Consider the following 16,952-nt stretch of genomic DNA (forward strand, 5'->3'; position numbering starts at 1 on the left):
CGGCCGCCCGCCTTCCGGGGGAACTCGCCTCAGCGGGTGGGCAGCTCCGCGCTGACCACCCAGCGGAGGCCGAGCTCGGAGTCCAGGTCCGGGCCGGCGGTCAGACGGCCGCCGAAGACGGCGACGCGCTCGTGCATGCCGGCCAGGCCGAAGCCAGAGGGAACGCAGCGGCGACGGCGACGCCCCGGCTCCCCCTCAGTCCTCTCGCCGGACTCGGCGGACTGGTCCAGCGGGCTGGAGACCTCCAGGTCCAGGTGCCCGTCGTGCAGGGCGGAGTGCAGCACCACCAGGCCGCCGGCGGTGGCGTGCTTGAGGATGTTGGTGGTGGCCTCCTGGACCAGGCGCAGCACCGTGAACTCCAGGGAGGGCGGCAGGTCCTCCAGGTCACGCAGGTCCCGCTCCACCCGGAAGCCGGCGTCCTCGAGCCGGCCTGCGAACTCCTCGATCCGCGCGCAGAGGTCCTGGACGCCGTCCGCGCCCACGGTGGCCGCATTGCGGTCCGTGCCGCGCAGCGCGGTGAGCATGCGGCGCAGGTCCACCAGGGACTGGCGGGCGGCGCTCTCGATCGCCTGCTCCGAGCCGCGGCGGCGGTCCGGGTCCTCGGTGGTCTGCAGCATGGCGGCCTGCATGGAGATGATGGTGAGGCCGTGGGCCACCACGTCATGCAGCTCCGCGGCGATGCGCTGGCGCTCCGCCTCGGCGGCCTCGCGCTCCCGCTGGGCCGCGGTCTCGAGGGCGGCCTGCTGTGCGCGGGCGCGCAGGCGAGCCCGGCGGATGATCAGCGCCGGGACGGTGGTGCAGGCGGCGAGGCCGGTGAGGATCACCATGTCCACGCCCTCCGGGTCCCACGGGGACACCGCGAGGCCGACCGCCAGCAGGACGAGGTAGGCGATGCCGATGCCCACGGCGAAGCGCCGTCGAGAATAACGGGCCACCACGGGGGCCACGAACACGGCGCCGGCGATGGGGGCGAAGACATCCACGAGGTTGTTGTCCAGCCGGGCGGACAGTGCGACGAACAGCGCCATGTAGAGCAGCGTCATCAGGGCGCCGACGCTCGGCTGGAGCATCACCAGGATGGTCAGCAGCGCCGGCGCCCAGTTGACGACCATGTCCGCGTAGGGGCTGATCACCGGCTCCAGATCGGCCGGGTCGACCTCGAGTTCCCTCGCCAGGTCAGTGCTGTCCATGCCGATGCCCCAGACCTCTTCCAGGACGGTGGTCAGCAGGTCGACGCCCATCAGCAGCAGGCACACCGTGATGACGGTGATGCGGATCCAGCGGCGGACCGGCTCGGCCTGCAGCCAGTGGGGCAGCCGGGACGCCGGGGCCGGATCCGCACTCATGCGAAGGATCCGGGACGTGCCGCTGTGGGCGGGCGGGGCGGTCATCCGATCTCGACCAGGCCGGCGCGGGCGGCGCGGATGAGGACCTGCACGCGGTCCCGGACACCCCACTTCTCCATCACATGGCCCAGGTGGGACTTCACGGTGGCCTCGGCGAGGAACAGGGCGGAGGCGATCTCCGCGTTGGAGGAGCCGTGGGCGAGCTCGCGGACCACGTCCAGCTCGCGGGCGGTGAGGCGCTCGAAGTCCTGCAGCGGCTCGGCCGGGTCTGCTGAGGCGAAGGCCTCCGGGCCGGCGGAGGTGACGGCGTCGATGAGGTCCCGTGCCACCCCGGCGGAGAACACGGCGTCCCCGGCATGGGCCTTGCGGACGGCGTCCACCACCTCGGTGGGCGGGGCGTCCTTCACCAGGTAGCCGGCGGCCCCCGCGCGGAGGGCGGGGACCAGGTACTGCTCGGAGGAGAACGTGGTGATGGCCAGGACCTTGGTGTCCGGCAGCTCGGCGGTGACGGCCTCGGTGGCGGCCACGCCGTCCATCACCGGCATCTGCATGTCCATGAGGATCACGTCCGGGCGGTGGGTGCGGGCCGCCTCGAGGCCCGCCTTGCCGTCCGCGGCGCCGGGCACCGTCCGCATGTCCTCCGCGAGCGAGACGAAGTGCTCCAGGGCCGTGCGCATGAGCTCCTGGTCGTCCACCACCATCACCGTGATCATGGGCTCCAGCCTAGGTGGGCTGCGGGCGGGCGCGGCACCGACGAAAGTGGGGAGTCGGCGTGGTCCGGAGCGGCCCGGCTCCACGGGCCGTCGCCCTTCTGTGGCCCGAGCCGTTCACCCCGCGGCCAGCGGCAGCAGCAACGCGGTGGCGGCCGCCATGACGGCCAGGGTGATCAGCACGGTCGGCCCGACCACGGCCACCAGGTTCCGGCGCGTCGGCAGCAGGCCCGGAGTGCCCTCGCGGTGCTCGGCGCCCGCCAGGCGTGAGGCCAGCTCGATGCGCGCCGGGCACGTGATGACCGCCCAGCTCGCCGCCGAGGAGTGCATGGCCGTCAGCCACAGCGGCGAGACGCCCAACGCCTGCGCGGTGCTCGCCTGCAGGGGCGCGAACATCGCGTTCGCGCCCGTGGTGGAGGCGGTCACGTAGCCGCTCAGGCCCGCCACGAACGGGGACAGCCACAGGAACACCCCGCCCAGGGCGCCGAGCCCGCGGGCCATCTCCTCCGCGAGCCCGCCGCCGGTCAGGGCATAGCCGAAGGCGATGTACAGGGCCGTGGGGATGGCGGTGGCCACCCACAGCCGCACGGTCTCCCGCCCCACCAGCCGTCGCCGGTCCGCGTCCAGGCGCAGCACCGCAACCCCGATCGCCGCGCCCAGCAGCGCCCACGTGGCCGGCGAGCGCAGGAACGGCCCCAGCGCCCCCAGCGGGAGGGCGGCCTTCGCCGCGGTGCCGGCGATCGTGCCGACCATCAGCACCAGGTAGGGAGTCAGCTCGCGCAGCGGCAGCCCCGGCGTCCCGACGACGGTCGCTCCCCCTCCGTCGCCGTCCTCGCCCAGGTGCCCCGCGGCGGTGGAGGCGCCGTTCCGCGCGGCGCGGGCAGACCGCCGCCCGAGCAGGGTCCGCCAGGCCAGCGCCATGACCAGGCCGGCCGTGGCGCCGGCGGGCGGGGTGCCCAGCAGGGCGTTCGCCCCGAGGAGCAGGCCCGCGTAGACCAGGGCGGAGGCCACCGCCACGGGGAGCCACCGCGTCAGGAGGGCGGACAGCGGAAGGAGGGGGCCGTCGTCGTGACGGTCCGCGCGGGAGCCGCGCACGATCAGCGCCGTCACCACGCCTGCGGCCACCGCGGGGATGACGTTGAAGACCGCCGTGGCCATGCCGAACTGCCGGAAGTCCAGACCCGTGAGCTGCGCACCGAGCAGGGCCCCCGGCGCCATGGAGCCCCACGGGTTCACGGACAGGCCGACCAGGGCCAGGCACGCGGCGCGGAACGGGGTGAAGCCGAGGGTGATCAGCAGTGGAAGGCACACGATCACGCCCACACCGAAGCCGGTCACGGACTCCAGGAACGGCACCACCCCGTGGACCATCATCAGCGCGGTGGCCAGGCCGGGCCCGGTGCCGCCGGAGAGCCATCGGCCGAGCGCCGCGTGCCCGCCTCCGCGCTCCATGACGCGGGCCAGGGTGATGCCGCCGGCCATGATCGCCAGGACCTCCACGAGGATCGGCCAACCGCGGGCGAACGGGGCGGCGAGCTCGGCGGCGGGTGTGCCGAGGGCCGTGGCGCCGAGGACGAGCGCGCTGACCGTGCCGGCTGCAGGGGCCACCCAGCCGGGCAGCGGGCGGGTGAGCAGGATCAGCGTGAGCAGGACGGGCAGGCAGGCCAGCAGGGCGAGCATGGGCGGTCCTCCTCTAAGGTTGCGGGGCAGATGCGGGCGACGATGACGACGAGAAATAGGCAGACCTGCGCCGGCTTCCAGGTCAGGCCAGTCTGCCGAGGGTCTGCCGCACCCTCTGTGCGAATTCTGGGCATCCTGCCTTCCGAAGTGCATCGTCAAGCTGGGCGTGCCCGGGCTTCTTCGACCAGTAGTCGAACTGGATCTTGACGAGGGGCAGGAGGCAGTGTGGGTTCGAGTCGGTCACGAGGATGAAGAAGTCGTCCGGTGAGATGACGTCGTAGTGCTCCAGGTCCGGGGTCGTCGTGATGTCGGACGGCGCGTTGTAGGTGAGCACCAGATCAGCACGCCCCGCCACCGCCGCAGCATGGACGTGGTAGTCATGCTCATCCGTACCAGTGAAGTCCAGGACGCCTGAGAAGTCCGCCAGGACCTCGTCCATCATGCCGCTGATCTTCTCCACACGATCGCGGATCGCTCCACCCTCCTTGCGGGGATGGCTGCGTCGGAGCGCGTGGATCGCCTCCGCCTGGATGTCATGCGTGACGTGCAGTTGGAACATGCCCTCATTGGACTCACGCAAGAAGTGCAACCAGTCCAGCGTCGTGCGGCTGACCAGCACATTCGCGTCCACAAGTACTCTGCGCGTCATGATGTGGATCCCCAGCGGTCCGTGTTCACCACTGAGGGGTGCGATGCCTGCACCGCACCCCTGCAGGAGGTTCGCGCCTCAGCTCCAATCCTGGTCGCTTTCACGCAGAGCGGTGAACGCCGCACGACGCTCCTTTGCCCGTTCCTCTCGCAGAGCGAAGACGTCACCGCGCTTGAAACGGGTATGGCTCCCCACCTTGAAGCTGGCGATGCGCCCTTCGCCGACCCACTTCATGAGGGTCGGGCGAGATACGCCCAACATCTCCGCGGCAACAGTGCTGGTCAGCTCTTCCGGGACGCGTCCGACTGACGCTTCACCGGTCTCGGCCACGGCGGCGAGCGTCCCCAGCAACATCTTCTGGATGCGGTCCGGAAGTTCGATCTCGCTGCCGTCCGGCCCACGGAGGACCAGAGTGGCCCCTTGGGGTCGAGGAGTCTCCACCGCCAGCTGGACGTCCACGTCGTCAATGGTGATGTTGTCTCGCGTCAGCATGCCGGTCATGCGAGACCTCCTTCCTGCTGTCGGCGCACCACCCTAACGGGTTTTCACTTGTAACTGCAACACGGGCGCGGGTGTCCCGCTCTCCGTCTCGGTCCCTGGACCCTGCTGTCGACGGCGGCCTACCGTGGCGGCATGCGCGAGCCTCAGACCTTCCCTGCACCGGACTCCGGTCTCCCCGCCCTGGCCGCCCTCGCCGCGGCGCCGGTCCCGGTGGTCGCCGCACCGATGGCCGGCGGGCCGTCCACGCCCGAGCTGGTCGCGGCCGTGATCCGTGCCGGCGGTTCCGGCATGCTCGCCGGCGGCATGAAGACGCCGGACGCCGTCCGCGCCGAGGTGGAACAGGCGCGGGCGCTGCTCGGACAGGCGGCGCAGCCGTCGTCAGCAGGGCGGTCTGGGGCGGGCCCTTCCTCCCCTGACATGCGTCCCGACGACGGCGCCGACCTCCGCCTCGGCGTGAACCTCTTCGTCCCGGACGCCGTGAACACCCGTGTGCCCGCCCGGGACGGGCGGGCCGCCGCGGCCCGGCGGCGCGAGGTGGAGGCCTTTGCCGAGCGGCTGCGTCCGGTGGCGTCGAGGCTCGGCGCTGCGGTGCCCACCGCGGAGGAGGCGACCCCGGACCCGGAGTCGGAGCAGGCGCAGTTCGAGCAGTTCCTGGCGCTGGCCGAGGAGCAGGCCTGGCCGTGGGTGACCTTCACCTTCGGTCTGCCCGGCCCGGAGGTCTTCGCGCGGCTCGTCGACGCCGGAGTGGCCCCCGGCGTCACGGTGACGGACGAGGCGGAGGCGCGGGCCGCCGTCGGGAACGGGGCGCGGCTGCTGGTGGTGCAGGGGCCGGACGCCGGCGGGCACCGAGGCACGCTCGACCCGGCAGCCGAGCCGGGGACCGCGCCCCTGGAGGAGGTGGTCCGTGAGGTTCGGGCGGCGTGCCCGTCGGTGCCGCTCATCGCGGCCGGAGGGATCGCCGCGGCAGACCAGGCACGGGCGGCTCTGGAGGCCGGGGCGGATGCCGTGCAGGCCGGCACGGCGTTCCTGCGCACCCCGGAGGCGGGGACGTCGGCGGCGCACCGGGCGGGGCTGGCACGGGCGTCGGAACGCAACGGTCTCCTGCACGGAAGCGATCCAGAACCCGACTCTTTCCCGAACGAAAGCGCTCCGGGGTGGGCGGACACCACAGTGACCCGGGCGTTCACCGGCCGGTGGGCCCGCGGGCTGACCGTGCCCTTCATGGCCGAGTTCGCGGATGCACCGGCGGCCTACCCGGAGGTCAACGTCCTCACCGGCGCCCTGCGCAAGGCCGCCGCGGCGGCGATGGACCTGGACGCCGTGCACCTCTGGGCCGGCACCGGCGCACAGAAGGCACGGCAGGTCCCGGCCGCCGAGGTGGTGCGGTCGCTCGCGCCCTGAGCACGGTGGGGACGGGCCGGTCACCGCGGGCGGACCCGTTCTGCCGGCGAGGGGCCAGTATTCCGACGGTTTCCCGAACGAAAGCGCTCCAGAACTCGACGGTCTCCCGAACGAAAATGCTTCGGAACTCGACGGTTTCGCGAACGAAAACGCAGGGGGGATCAGACCGTGGGCTGACGTGCCGGACCTGCAGTCGCTCCTACGCTGGACATCATGAACCCGCTGCGCCGCATCGACGCATTCCACCGCGAGCACCCGTTCGCCTCGGATGCGATCGTGGCGTGCACGATGCTGGTGTTCCAGGTGGTCATGCCCTACCTGATGTTCGCGCCCGGCGGCGGCATGTTCGGCGTGCCGGACACCCCCAGCCCGCTCGTGATGATCGATGCCCTCGTGGACGCCGCGCTCGTGAGCACCTGGGCGTTCCGCCGCCGTGCCCCGGTGGCGGCGGTCCGCTGCGCCGTCGCCCTGTGTCTGGTGATGCTGCTGATCGGCCCTGACTTCAGCCTCTCCCTGATCGTGGTGCCCATGTACGTGCACCACGCCGCCGCCACCTTCAGCCGCCGCGGCTCCCTCATCGTCCTGGCCATCGCCCTGGCCGGCGCCGTGGCCCGCGGCGTGAAGACCGGCTGGTTCCCCCGGATGACGATGATCGCTGGGGTCCCGGCCAGCAGCGAGGCGCCGCTGATCGCCCTGGCCATCGCCATCCCCTGCGCGGCCGTGGTCCTGGCGGCCTGGGCCTACGGCGACGTGGTCCGCACACGCCTGATCGCCGTGCGCGCCACGGAGGACCGGGCCCACCGGCTGGAGGTGCAGGCCCAGCAGGAGCGTGAGCTGGCCGCCGCGGACGAGCGCAACCGCATCGCCCGGGAGATGCATGACATCGTCTCCCACTCGCTGCAGGTGATGATCTCCCAGGCCGACGGCGCCCGCTACGCCGCCGCCACGAAGCCCGAGCTGGCCGTGCAGACCCTGGAGACCATCTCCGGCACAGGCCGTTCCGCCCTGGCGGAGATGCGCTCCCTCCTCGGGGTCCTCCGTGCCCCCTCCCTTCCCGACGACGCCGCCGGCACCTCCGCCGCGGACGGCACCTCCTCGTCCCCCTCACCGCGAGGCGCTGCGCGGCATGTCTTCGCCACGGCCGGGGCCTTCCCGGGCCCCTCCTCCCGCGGCCCCGAGGCGGGCCCGGACGCGGACGGCCAGGGTGAGGGGCCGTCGTCGGGACGCCGCCGCACGGGCGCGCTGCTGCGGCCCCAGCCGACCCTGGCGGACCTGGACGAGCTGGCCGAGACCTTGCGGCTGTCCGGGCTGGAGGTGGCCGTGCGCACCACGGGCGAGTGGCGCCGGGAGCTGCCGGCCGGCGGCGAGCTGGCCGCCTACCGCATCGCGCAGGAGGCCCTGACGAACACCCTGCGCCACGGCGGACCGGACGCCCGCGCCGCCGTCACCCTGGCCTGGACCGCCGAGGGGCTCGAGCTGACCGTGGACGACGACGGCCACGGCGCCGCCGCCTCGCCCGGCACCGCCGGCACAGGCAACGGCCTGCGCGGCATGGCCGAACGGGCCCGCCTCTTCGGCGGCACCCTCGAGGCCGGCCCGCCCTCCACCGGCGTGGGCTGGCGGGTCACCGCGCGCCTGCCCTACGAGGCGCAGTGACGTCGGCGTCTGGCCGCTCTACGAAGATGACCGCGAGGACGGCGCACACCGTGAGAAGTGTGTAAAACTGGCATCGACGACAGAGGGGCCCACGGGAAGTCCCGCTGAGACGACAGAGGGGAGTTTGCCGTGCTCAAGGTGGAGATCGTCCCTTGGGACGTCCATGAGGCCCTGACGGGTGCGGTGGAGGCCGGGCGGAGCCTCGACGAGGCAGCCGCCGCCGCCGTCGACGGCGGTGAGGACGTGGCCGGGGCCTTCGGGACGGCCGCTGCAGCGCAGGCGGCTTTCGCCGAGTTCTGGGCCGCGCGCGACCGATTGGGGTCCTTTGCTGCGGAGACGATCTACCACCAGATCGACCAGGTCTCGCGGGCAGCTGCCTCGTTCATCTCGATGGATCAGGACATGTCCACGAAGGCCGAGCAGACCGTCAGCACTGCTGAAGCCGCCTCGATCACCGACAGCTGGGCGCGACGATGAGCATCCCGCCGCTGCACACACTGCCCGAGATCGACGTCGAGACCTCCGCCCTCCGCAACGGTGCCGATGCCATGGACACCGAGAGCCGCCACGTGAAGGAACGGTTCGAGGAGGCACAGGATTCCTGGAAGGGCTTGCACAGTTCCTATCACCACGAAGGTACGCAGGAACAGGTCTGGGTAGGACTGGACCTCCTCGAGGCACCGCTCGATGAATGGCATGCCGCCCTGAAGGATGCAGCAATCGCCACCACGACACTTGCCGACGCCGTGGACGGGCTCCTGGTGCGCCGCACCTTCCTCCTTCTGCAGGCAGGCCCACTCGAGTTGGCACGCACCGCGGCACTGAGCTCCGGCGATCCAGAGCAGATCTCCTCCGTGACGGCCAGGGTCACGGACTACAACGAGGATGTCATCGTCCTGGAGACCGACTGGACCGCAGTCCAGCAGGACTACGCCGCCACTCTGCAGGGCATCTCCGGTGGAGAGAACGCGGACCTGCCTGCCGGCAGGGGGGGCTTCCGCCAATGTCTGAACTGGTCCGGACTCGCCGATTCTGTCGACGTCGCGATGCGAACGCGGGATCCCGCGTGGATCGCCGCGGAATTGGCCGCGATGAATGCAGCGCAGCTCCGCAGGTGGCTCACTGAGAATCCCGACCTGGCCGAAAAACTCGTGGACAACCGCCTCCCCGAGCACCCCGCTCCCGGTTCGCCCGAGGCACGGATGAAACAGGCCATCGAAGCCCATGATCCCCACCACTTGCGACAGGGCGTTGACGAGGTGGCAGGCGCTTGGGAGTCCCTCTTGGCGGCCGACCGGCAACGACTGCTGCTGACGTACCCCTACGTGTTCGGCAATCTCAACGGGGTCTCCATCGAAGAGCGGGCAATCGTCAACGAGATCACCGTGGCTGGTCTTCGACATAAAGTCGAAGACCAGCTCGAACCATATAAGCATGAGCCCTCGTGGTCGGAGCTGTATCCCGGCCCCGGAAACGTCCACAAGCTTCAATCGCACAAAAGTGAGTGGCACACCGAACGCCTCCGGCTCGAAGCTCAGAAGGATGGCCTCGACGATGCGTGGAGGGCGTATCAGAACGACCGCGACCGTTACGCAGACGACCGCCGAACCACGGGCGATGAATATCGCGTGCTGAGCGCCTCGCTGGAGGGTGAGGGGCAGATCTCCACGATCCGCGGCAGACTCTCCGCAGAGACCAAAAACGTCGTGGCGTTCACCCCGGGAACCCACACCGATATGGGCTCCGTCGGCAACTACAACGAGGTCGTCAACGCCATGGGTCAGGGCCGTCCAGACACGGTGGAAATCTACTGGGCGGATGGCCAGTTCCCCGGGAAAACGGATCCTCACACCGGAGAGGACACCTTCGGCTCCCTCATCTCGGACAACGCCACCCCGGACTTCGCGGAGCGGGACGCGGCAAGCCAGTCGGCCTTCGACCGTGCTATCGACCGCGAGGCCGTCAATGCGACGCAGACGTGGGTTGCGCACTCGGCTGGCGCGTCCAAGCAGGGCACCGCGGAGCGAGAAGGTCTGACGGCGGACAAGGTCCTCTACATGGCACCGGCGGGGACCGGCCACGACGTTGCCTCCACGGCGGATGTAGCCAGCCCCCACGCCCACCGTGCCATGATTCAGTCTCGTACAGACAAGATCGCCATCGCCCAGGACCTGGGCGGAGGAGCCAACGGCGGTGGACTCTTCACCGGCGGGCACCCTGACCGATTGATGGGTGCCGTCCGACTCGAGGCCGGACTCATGGAGGACGGACGACGAGTCCAAGACCAAGAGACCTGGGGGCACAATGCGGTTCTCGCCAAAGAATCAACCGCAGTGAAGAATGCGACTGCTTTCATCTACGGCGAGGATGTCACCCTCTACGCCGGGGACAACGGCCTCTTCCACGATGCCCTCGAGGACCAGGGCATCAAAAACCAGAGTGACTTCAAAAAGGTTCCCTATGACCGCGTTTTCCACTGAGAAACCCTTAGCCTGGATCGGCAGCATCACACTCATCGGAGGACTCGCCATGGGCTGCAGCTCAACAGAACCGCCTACTCCAGCCGACACCGACGGGTCCGCGCCGGCATCGTCGCAGACTCCGGCCCCCTGGCCCCCGCCTGAGGCGGACCGCTCCGAGCAGGAGAATGAAAAGTTCTCCGCCCGGCAGCTGCAGACGGTGGAGAAGGACCTGCCCGACCTGGCCCGTTCCATGGGAGCCAAGACGATCTACACCTTGCGCGAAGAGACGTGCCAGCTCACCGCCGGCCCGCTCCAACGGCCACGACTGACCAGAATCAAGGGCATCGTCGAGGTGGACGTCCGTGACGAGGAGGTCGCGCGCAAGGTAGGCGCCTCCGTCCGCACCCAGGCCGAAAGACAAGGCTGGATCACCCGCCCCGAAGAAGACTGGGGCAGCGGAGCCGGCCCCGCCTTCTACCAGGGCTACCACCCCGACCTCGAACTCACCTTGACCCTCACGTATCGCGACGACGGTGAACGCCCGCGCACAATCTTGCACGCGACCGGCCAGTGCTTGGAGATGCCGAAGGGACACCTGATGACCGTCTCCCGCCTGGACCGCCGGGCTATCGTCCACGCCGACGGCGACGGAGTCGACACCCACCAGGTCCCCGACGCGCAACAGGGCCCAGTCCCACTGCCGGAGTCCACCCAGACCCCGGCGCCCACCGGACCCGAAGGCGTCACCGCGGAAGAGCCCCACGACCCCGACGCCCCCACGCCCTCCCCGACGTCCACCAAGGGCTTCCTCGACGACGCCGTCCGACGCCCCTGAGATACTCGGCACTATGAGCAGCAAAGAGGGGACCATGGCCGCCCCAACACCCCTCCCACCGATCCATGTGGCTCTCGTGGACGACCAGCAGCTGATCCGCTCCGGGCTGGCCATGCTCATCGGCTCGCAGCCGGACCTGGAGGTGGTGGCCGAAGCCTCCACCGGCCGGGAGGCCGTGGGCTCGCCGGCCGTCGCCCGGGCGGATGTGGTGCTCATGGACGTGCGTATGCCGCAGATGGACGGCATCGCGGCCACCGAGGCGCTGCTGGCCAAGCCGGACGCCCCACGGGTGGTGGTGCTGACGACCTTCGACCTGGACGAGTACGCCCTGGACGCCATCCAGGCCGGAGCCTCCGGGTTCCTGCTCAAGGACGCCCCGCCGGAGGAGCTGCTGGCCGCGATCCGGACGGTGCACCGTGGCGATGCGGTGATCGCGCCGTCCACCACCCGCCGGCTCCTCGAGCACATGGCGCCGCGCCTGCAGGCCGAACATGCCGTGGACGCGCACGGCGCCGTGGAACGGGAGGCGATCGAGACCCTCACCCCGCGCGAGCGCGAGGTGCTCGTGCTCATGGCTCGCGGTGACTCGAACATGGAGATCGCCGCGGAGCTGGTGCTCTCCGGGGCCACCGTCAAGACCCATGTGGGCCGCGTGCTGGCCAAGCTGCAGGCCCGGGACCGGGTGCAGGCCGTGGTCACCGCCTACCGCGCCGGGCTCGTGCGCCCCTGAACGCCGCGTCCGCGTCAGCGCAGCCGGCCTGTGATGCGGTAGCGCCAGCCGTCCTGGACGTGGCTGCGCATCAGGCGCTGACGCTCCGGAGCCCACCCGTCCACCGGCAACTCGGCCACCACGGCGTCGTGCTGGACATTGAGGATGCGGGCGTCCGTGCCGTTCGTCAGCAACAGCCAGCGCCGCTTCTTCGCCGCATCCCGGCTCCCGCCGCCGACGCTGAGGCCCCCGGTCGCCATGTCCACGGCGAACTCCGCCAGCAGGTTCCTGCCGGCCTCGGTGCGGGAGAGGAAGAAGACGGACTCGTCCGGGCGACGAATGCCGTCGAGGGCCTGCTGGATGTGTGCGGACATGCGTCCCTCCTGTTCTCGCGGCCGCTGCCGGGCCGGCGGCCTCAGCTTAGTGAACGGCCTGCCCGCCGGGACAGGAACCTTCGGAGCCGTCCACCCGCCCCGGCCTCCTCCTTCAGGAGGACCCCCGGCGCGCAGAGTTCATCCTGACGAGGGTGCCGCGCTCCCGGCGCAGCGGAGAAGACTGGTCTGCACGAGCCCGGCACCGCGCCGAGAGACCGGCACCGCGCCGGCAGAACCGAAGGGGGACCCATGAGGAGCACCGCAGAGCGGCCCTCACCGCAGGCACCGGCCGATGCGGCAGACCACGGCACCATCGCGTGCTTCACCGGTCTGGTCGCGGCAGCGGTCGCGTTGATGGTGCTGACCTTCGTGGTGCCGGTGCCGGCCACGGCGCGCATGGTGGTGGCCATCGTGCTGGCCGTGGGCGTCGGGGCGGTCACCGCCCGCATCTCCGCCCGGATCGAGGCTCGTCAGCCCTGCGGCCGCAGCCCCCGCAGGTAGGTCCTGAGCATCCAGTCCTCCTGGCCCGGCAGCAGCCAGCGCTCCTGGGACATCAGCGGCCGGGACACCGTGAGCAGGCCGAGGAAGAACCGCTCCCCCGTGAGGTCCTCGGAGACCTGCCGGTCCGCGCGGGCGCGCGCCAGGGCGTCCTCCATGCGCTGTGTCAGGGTCCGCTCGGCGGCCTCGATCATCTCCTCGCTGGGAAGGTCCTTGCAGTTCAGCGAGTCCAGGGAGGCGGCCGCCACCGACAGGTTCACCTTCACCAGCTCGGTGGCGAAGCGGTGCCACCGCGCCGTGGCGCGGTCGGGGTCCGAGGCGACCGGGCCGTCGTCGGGACGCCCCGACTCCTCCAGGTAGTCCGCCACGATCGCGTCCACCCGCTCGATGATCCGCCCCAGCAGCGCCGTCAGCAGGTGCCGGCGGGTGGGGAGTGCCGGTACAGGGTGCCCACGCCCAGGCCGGCCTCCTGGGCCACCGCACGCAGGGACACCGTGGGGCCGTGCACGTTCAACAGCGCCTCGGCCGCCTCCAACAGGTCCTGACGGTTCGCGCGGGCATCGGATCTCATGCCCACGATTCTCCCAGACTCCGCGCTCCTGCCCCGGTTCCGTGCGGGGTCATCCCAGGGGATGACCCGAACCGGTCCGGAATGCCTCCTCCCGGAGGATCCACCCACCGGGGCCGGGGCGGCACAGTGGACACCATGAGCCACTCAAGCACCCTCCCCCGACCCGCCGACGCACCCACCCGCCCCGCCGTCTCCGCACACGGCCTGACCAAGACCTACGGCCGCGGAGACACCGAGGTCCACGCCCTGCGCGGTGTGGACGTCGAGTTCGCCGCCGGCCAGTTCACCGCCATCATGGGCCCCTCCGGGTCCGGCAAGTCCACCCTCATGCACTGCCTCGCCGGCCTGGACGTGCCGACCTCCGGCACCATCGCCCTCGGGGACACCGTGATCACCGGCCTCGACGACGGCCAGCTCACCCGCCTGCGCCGCGACCGGGTGGGCTTCGTGTTCCAGGCCTTCAACCTCGTCCCCACCCTCACCGCGGAACAGAACATCCTGCTTCCGCTCGAGCTCGCCGGGACCTCCCCGGACCGGGCGTGGATGGAGGAGATCGTGGACACCCTCGGCCTCACCGAACGCCTCAAGCACCGCCCCTCCGAGCTCTCCGGCGGCCAGCAGCAGCGCGTGGCCGTGGCCCGTGCCCTGCTCACCCGCCCGGACGTGGTGTTCGGCGACGAGCCGACCGGCAACCTGGACACCGCCACCGGCACCGAGGTCCTCGCCCTGCTCCGGCGTTCCGTGAGGCAGATGGGACAGACCGTCATCATGGTCACCCACGACCCCGTGGCCGCCTCCTCCGCGGACCGCGTGGTCCTGCTGGCCGACGGCCGCCTCGCCGGCGAGCTGCTCGAGCCGACCCCGGATGCCGTGGCCGCCGCCCTGGCCCAGCTGCAGTGACGAGGTGAGACGATGCTGAAGATCGCACTCTCCCAGCTGCGGACCCACCCGCGGCGCTACGTGTCCGTGGTGCTGGCCATCCTGATCGGCACCCTGTTCCTGGCCGCGTCCTTCGTGGTCTCCTCCTCCGCGCAGGCCACCCTGCGCTCCAGCCTCGGCGCCACCTACGCCAACGCGGACCTGGTGGCCGTCCCCGGCGGCACCGGCGTCTCCCATCAGGACTCTCCGGACGTCGCGCTCTCCCGCCTCACCGGCACCGCCGCGAAGCCCGGCGAGCTCGCGAAGGTCGACGGCGTGGCCGAGGCCTACGCCGCCGAGACCGACTACGTGCAGGTCTCCGACACCCCGAAGACCGACGACTCCGGCTCCGCCGCGCTGGACGGCGGGGAGTACTCCGCCCTGTCCCCGCTTCCCGAGCAGGTCGACCTGGCCGGCATGACTCTGGCCGAGGGCCGCACCCCGGAGGCCGGCACGCGCCAGGTGGTGGTGGACACCACCACGGCGGACCGCCTCGGTCTGACGCTCGGCTCCGAGTTCTCCCTGGAGTCCGGCGGGCCGGAGTCGCAGTCCGTGCAGGTCACCGTGGTGGGCCTGGCCGAGCCCTCGGCCGACCCGCGCCTGTCCGCCCTGCCGCAGACCTGGGGCCCGCAGTCCCTGGTGGAGGAGGTGCGCCAGACGGACGCCGAGGGAACCTCCCCTGATCCGTCCGCCTCCGCCGTGCTGTTCCGCCTCGACGACGGCGCGGACGCCGGCGCCGTCCAGCAGCGCCTGCAGTCCCTGCTGGACGGGCAGAAGGTCGACGCCACCGTCTCCACCCCGGACGAGGCCGTACGCGCCCAGCTGGCGGACAGCTCCGGCGGCACGGACGTGTTCGCCTGGGTGCTCGGCGGCTTCGCGGCCCTGGCCCTGCTGGTGACGGCCCTGGTCATCGCCAACACGTTCCAGGTGCTGGTGGCCCAGCGCACCCGTGAGCTGGCCCTGCTGCGCACCCTCGGCGCCTCCACGCGCCAGGTCCGCCTCTCCGTGCTGCTCGAAGGCCTGCTGGTCGGCCTGATCGGCTCCGTGCTGGGCACGCTGCTGGCCGTGGGCCTGGCCGCCGTGGCGATCCCCCTGCTGCGCGACCCGCTGAACCTTTCGACCCTGACCTTCGGCGCGGACCCCGTCCGTCTGCTGATCGCGGCGGGCGTGGGCGTGCTGGTGGCCGTGCTGGCCTCCCTGACCCCGGCCTTCGCGGCCACCCGGGTCTCCCCGCTGCAAGCGCTGCAGCCGGTCCCGGAGGTCACCGTCCGCTCCCGCGGCGGCGCGGTGCGCACGGTCCTCGGCGCGGTCCTGTTCTTCGGCGGCACGGCCCTGATGCTCTGGGGCGCCTTCGGCCAGTCGCCCGTCCCTGCGATCGGCGGCGGCATGCTGTCCTTCATCGGCATGCTGATGCTCGCCACGGTGTTCGTGCCGCCGGCGGTCTCCGCCGCAGGCCTGCTGGCCCGCCCGGCCGGCGTGCCCGGCCGCCTGGCCGCCGTCAACGCGGTCCGCCACCGCAGCCGGACGGCCTCCACGGCCGCGGCCCTGCTGATCGGCACCACCCTGGTGACCCTGTTCCTGGTGGGCGGTCGCACCGCCCAGGTGTCCACGGACGCCGCCCTGGACACCGAGTACCCCGTGGACCTCTCCGTCACCCTCGCCGCGGACGCGGACGCCGAGGCCGTGGCGAAGCGGGTCGGGGACCTCGCCGACGTCCAGGCCGTCACCGTGGCCACCCCGGTGGGCACCACCGAGAACGGCTCCCCCGCCTACGCCGTGGACGCCGACGGCCTGCGCCAGGTGATCTCCGGCCTGCCCGGGGACGGCATGTCCCGCCTCGGAGACGAGGGCACCGTGCTCGCGCCCAGCTGGGTCGAGGACGACGTCACCGTGACGGTCGCCGGCAAGGAGGCCACCCTCCACCCGGTGGGCGCCAACAGCCTGGAGTCCGAGGTCTACATGACCGACACCGAGGCGAAGTCCCTGGGCTGGGACGGCAAGGCCGTCACCGGCGAGGCGTCGGACGGCGGCGAGGCCACGATGGCCCCACGCCTGCTGGTCGCCACCGCGGACGACGTCCCGGTCACCGGCCTGCAGGACCTCACCCAGGAGGTCGCCCGCGCCGCGGACGTGGACCCGGGCTCGGTGACCGGCGGCGCCCCCATGCGCGCGCTGTACGCCCAGATCATCGACACCATGCTGTGGATCGTGGTGGCCCTGCTGGCCGTCTCCGTGGTGATCGCGCTGATCGGCGTGGCGAACACGCTGAGCCTCTCGGCGATCGAGCGGACCCGCGAGAACTCCCTGCTGCGGGCCCTCGGCCTGACCAAGGGCGGGCTGCGCACCATGATCGCCCTGGAGGCCGTGCTGATCGCGGCCGTGGCCGCGGCGCTGGGCTGCGCGCTTGGCGTGCTCTACGGCTGGGCCGGCTCGCAGCTGCTGCTCGGGGAGCTGATGGACAGCCTCGGCCGCGGCTCCGTGGTGGCGCCGGCCGTGCCGTGGCTGGAGCTGCTGCTGATCGTCGGCGTCGCCGCACTGGCCGGCCTGCTGGCCTCGGTGATGCCGTCCCGCCGGGCCACGCGGATGTCGCCGGTCGAGGGACTGGCCTCCGTCTGACGGGCGGCCGGTCGGCGCACACGGCA

17 protein-coding genes are annotated in these 16,952 nt (G+C 71.6%); 9 read left to right on the forward strand and 8 right to left on the reverse strand.

All coding sequences use genetic code 11. The features are described from left to right. Positions 1-29: 29 nt before the first annotated feature. The 5 genes from MLY01S_RS06405 to MLY01S_RS06425 all read right to left on the reverse strand — a co-directional run bounded on the left by MLY01S_RS06405 (position 30) and on the right by MLY01S_RS06425 (position 4,886). Complete coding sequence (locus tag MLY01S_RS06405) at positions 30-1,346, reverse strand: sensor histidine kinase (protein ID WP_067190406.1); 1,317 nt, start codon at positions 1,344-1,346, stop codon at positions 30-32. A gap of 41 nt (positions 1,347-1,387) precedes the next feature. After that, complete coding sequence (locus tag MLY01S_RS06410) at positions 1,388-2,059, reverse strand: response regulator (protein ID WP_067190408.1); 672 nt, start codon at positions 2,057-2,059, stop codon at positions 1,388-1,390. Between the two features lie 114 nt (positions 2,060-2,173). Then, positions 2,174-3,736 (reverse strand): L-lactate permease, encoded by a 1,563-nt coding sequence (locus MLY01S_RS06415; RefSeq protein ID WP_067190409.1) that lies wholly within the window; start codon positions 3,734-3,736, stop codon positions 2,174-2,176. An 82-nt stretch (positions 3,737-3,818) separates the two neighbouring features. Continuing rightward, entirely contained in the window at positions 3,819-4,367 is a 549-nt protein-coding gene (locus MLY01S_RS06420) for a PIN domain-containing protein (RefSeq protein WP_245232131.1), read from the reverse strand. Positions 4,368-4,463: 96 nt separating this feature from the next. Continuing rightward, positions 4,464-4,886, reverse strand: a complete 423-nt coding sequence (locus MLY01S_RS06425) for a helix-turn-helix domain-containing protein (protein ID WP_067190413.1) — start codon at positions 4,884-4,886, stop codon at positions 4,464-4,466. A 132-nt stretch (positions 4,887-5,018) separates the two neighbouring features. Here MLY01S_RS06425 and MLY01S_RS06430 point away from each other — a divergent pair, with 132 nt between their 5' ends. The 6 genes from MLY01S_RS06430 (at position 5,019) to MLY01S_RS06455 (ending at position 11,970) form a co-directional block, all read left to right on the forward strand. Further along, positions 5,019-6,287 (forward strand): NAD(P)H-dependent flavin oxidoreductase, encoded by a 1,269-nt coding sequence (locus tag MLY01S_RS06430; protein WP_082739796.1) that lies wholly within the window; start codon positions 5,019-5,021, stop codon positions 6,285-6,287. Positions 6,288-6,500: 213 nt separating this feature from the next. After that, positions 6,501-7,943, forward strand: coding sequence for a sensor histidine kinase (locus MLY01S_RS06435; RefSeq protein ID WP_067190415.1), 1,443 nt, complete (start codon positions 6,501-6,503; stop codon positions 7,941-7,943). Positions 7,944-8,072: 129 nt separating this feature from the next. After that, positions 8,073-8,420: a hypothetical protein gene (locus tag MLY01S_RS06440; RefSeq protein ID WP_067190417.1), complete on the forward strand. Its 348-nt coding sequence runs from the start codon at positions 8,073-8,075 to the stop codon at positions 8,418-8,420. Beyond that, complete coding sequence (locus MLY01S_RS06445; protein ID WP_067190419.1) at positions 8,417-10,423, forward strand: hypothetical protein; 2,007 nt, start codon at positions 8,417-8,419, stop codon at positions 10,421-10,423. Before MLY01S_RS06440 ends, MLY01S_RS06445 begins: the two co-directional genes overlap by 4 nt. A 49-nt stretch (positions 10,424-10,472) precedes the next feature. Further along, positions 10,473-11,240, forward strand: a complete 768-nt coding sequence (locus MLY01S_RS06450) for a hypothetical protein (RefSeq protein ID WP_067190421.1) — start codon at positions 10,473-10,475, stop codon at positions 11,238-11,240. A gap of 13 nt (positions 11,241-11,253) precedes the next feature. Next, positions 11,254-11,970 (forward strand): response regulator, encoded by a 717-nt coding sequence (locus MLY01S_RS06455; RefSeq protein WP_067190423.1) that lies wholly within the window; start codon positions 11,254-11,256, stop codon positions 11,968-11,970. A gap of 14 nt (positions 11,971-11,984) precedes the next feature. Here the strand turns inward: MLY01S_RS06455 and MLY01S_RS06460 are convergent, their stop codons facing one another. Continuing rightward, on the reverse strand, positions 11,985-12,323 hold the full coding sequence (locus tag MLY01S_RS06460; RefSeq protein ID WP_067190425.1) for a hypothetical protein: 339 nt from the start codon (positions 12,321-12,323) through the stop codon (positions 11,985-11,987). A gap of 249 nt (positions 12,324-12,572) precedes the next feature. Here MLY01S_RS06460 and MLY01S_RS06465 point away from each other — a divergent pair, with 249 nt between their 5' ends. Further along, entirely contained in the window at positions 12,573-12,824 is a 252-nt protein-coding gene (locus MLY01S_RS06465) for a hypothetical protein (protein WP_067190427.1), read from the forward strand. Here MLY01S_RS06465 and MLY01S_RS06470 read toward each other — a convergent pair. Together MLY01S_RS06470 and MLY01S_RS12790 are read right to left on the reverse strand one after the other, a co-directional pair. After that, positions 12,794-13,201 (reverse strand): hypothetical protein, encoded by a 408-nt coding sequence (locus tag MLY01S_RS06470; protein WP_067190429.1) that lies wholly within the window; start codon positions 13,199-13,201, stop codon positions 12,794-12,796. The genes MLY01S_RS06465 and MLY01S_RS06470 overlap by 31 nt on opposite strands. A 29-nt stretch (positions 13,202-13,230) precedes the next feature. Continuing rightward, positions 13,231-13,392 carry a TetR/AcrR family transcriptional regulator gene (locus MLY01S_RS12790; protein ID WP_209279941.1) on the reverse strand — a complete coding sequence of 54 codons (162 nt, stop codon included), beginning with the start codon at positions 13,390-13,392 and terminating at the stop codon, positions 13,231-13,233. A 135-nt stretch (positions 13,393-13,527) separates the two neighbouring features. On the opposite strand from MLY01S_RS12790, the gene MLY01S_RS06475 reads away from it, so the two are divergent. Beyond that, positions 13,528-14,292 carry an ABC transporter ATP-binding protein gene (locus MLY01S_RS06475; protein WP_067190439.1) on the forward strand — a complete coding sequence of 255 codons (765 nt, stop codon included), beginning with the start codon at positions 13,528-13,530 and terminating at the stop codon, positions 14,290-14,292. Positions 14,293-14,304: 12 nt separating this feature from the next. Next, on the forward strand, positions 14,305-16,926 hold the full coding sequence (locus MLY01S_RS06480; RefSeq protein WP_067190431.1) for an ABC transporter permease: 2,622 nt from the start codon (positions 14,305-14,307) through the stop codon (positions 16,924-16,926). Positions 16,927-16,952 lie beyond the last annotated feature (26 nt).

This window comes from Micrococcus lylae NBRC 15355, assembly GCF_001570885.1.
In the GTDB taxonomy this organism is placed as follows: domain Bacteria; phylum Actinomycetota; class Actinomycetes; order Actinomycetales; family Micrococcaceae; genus Micrococcus; species Micrococcus lylae.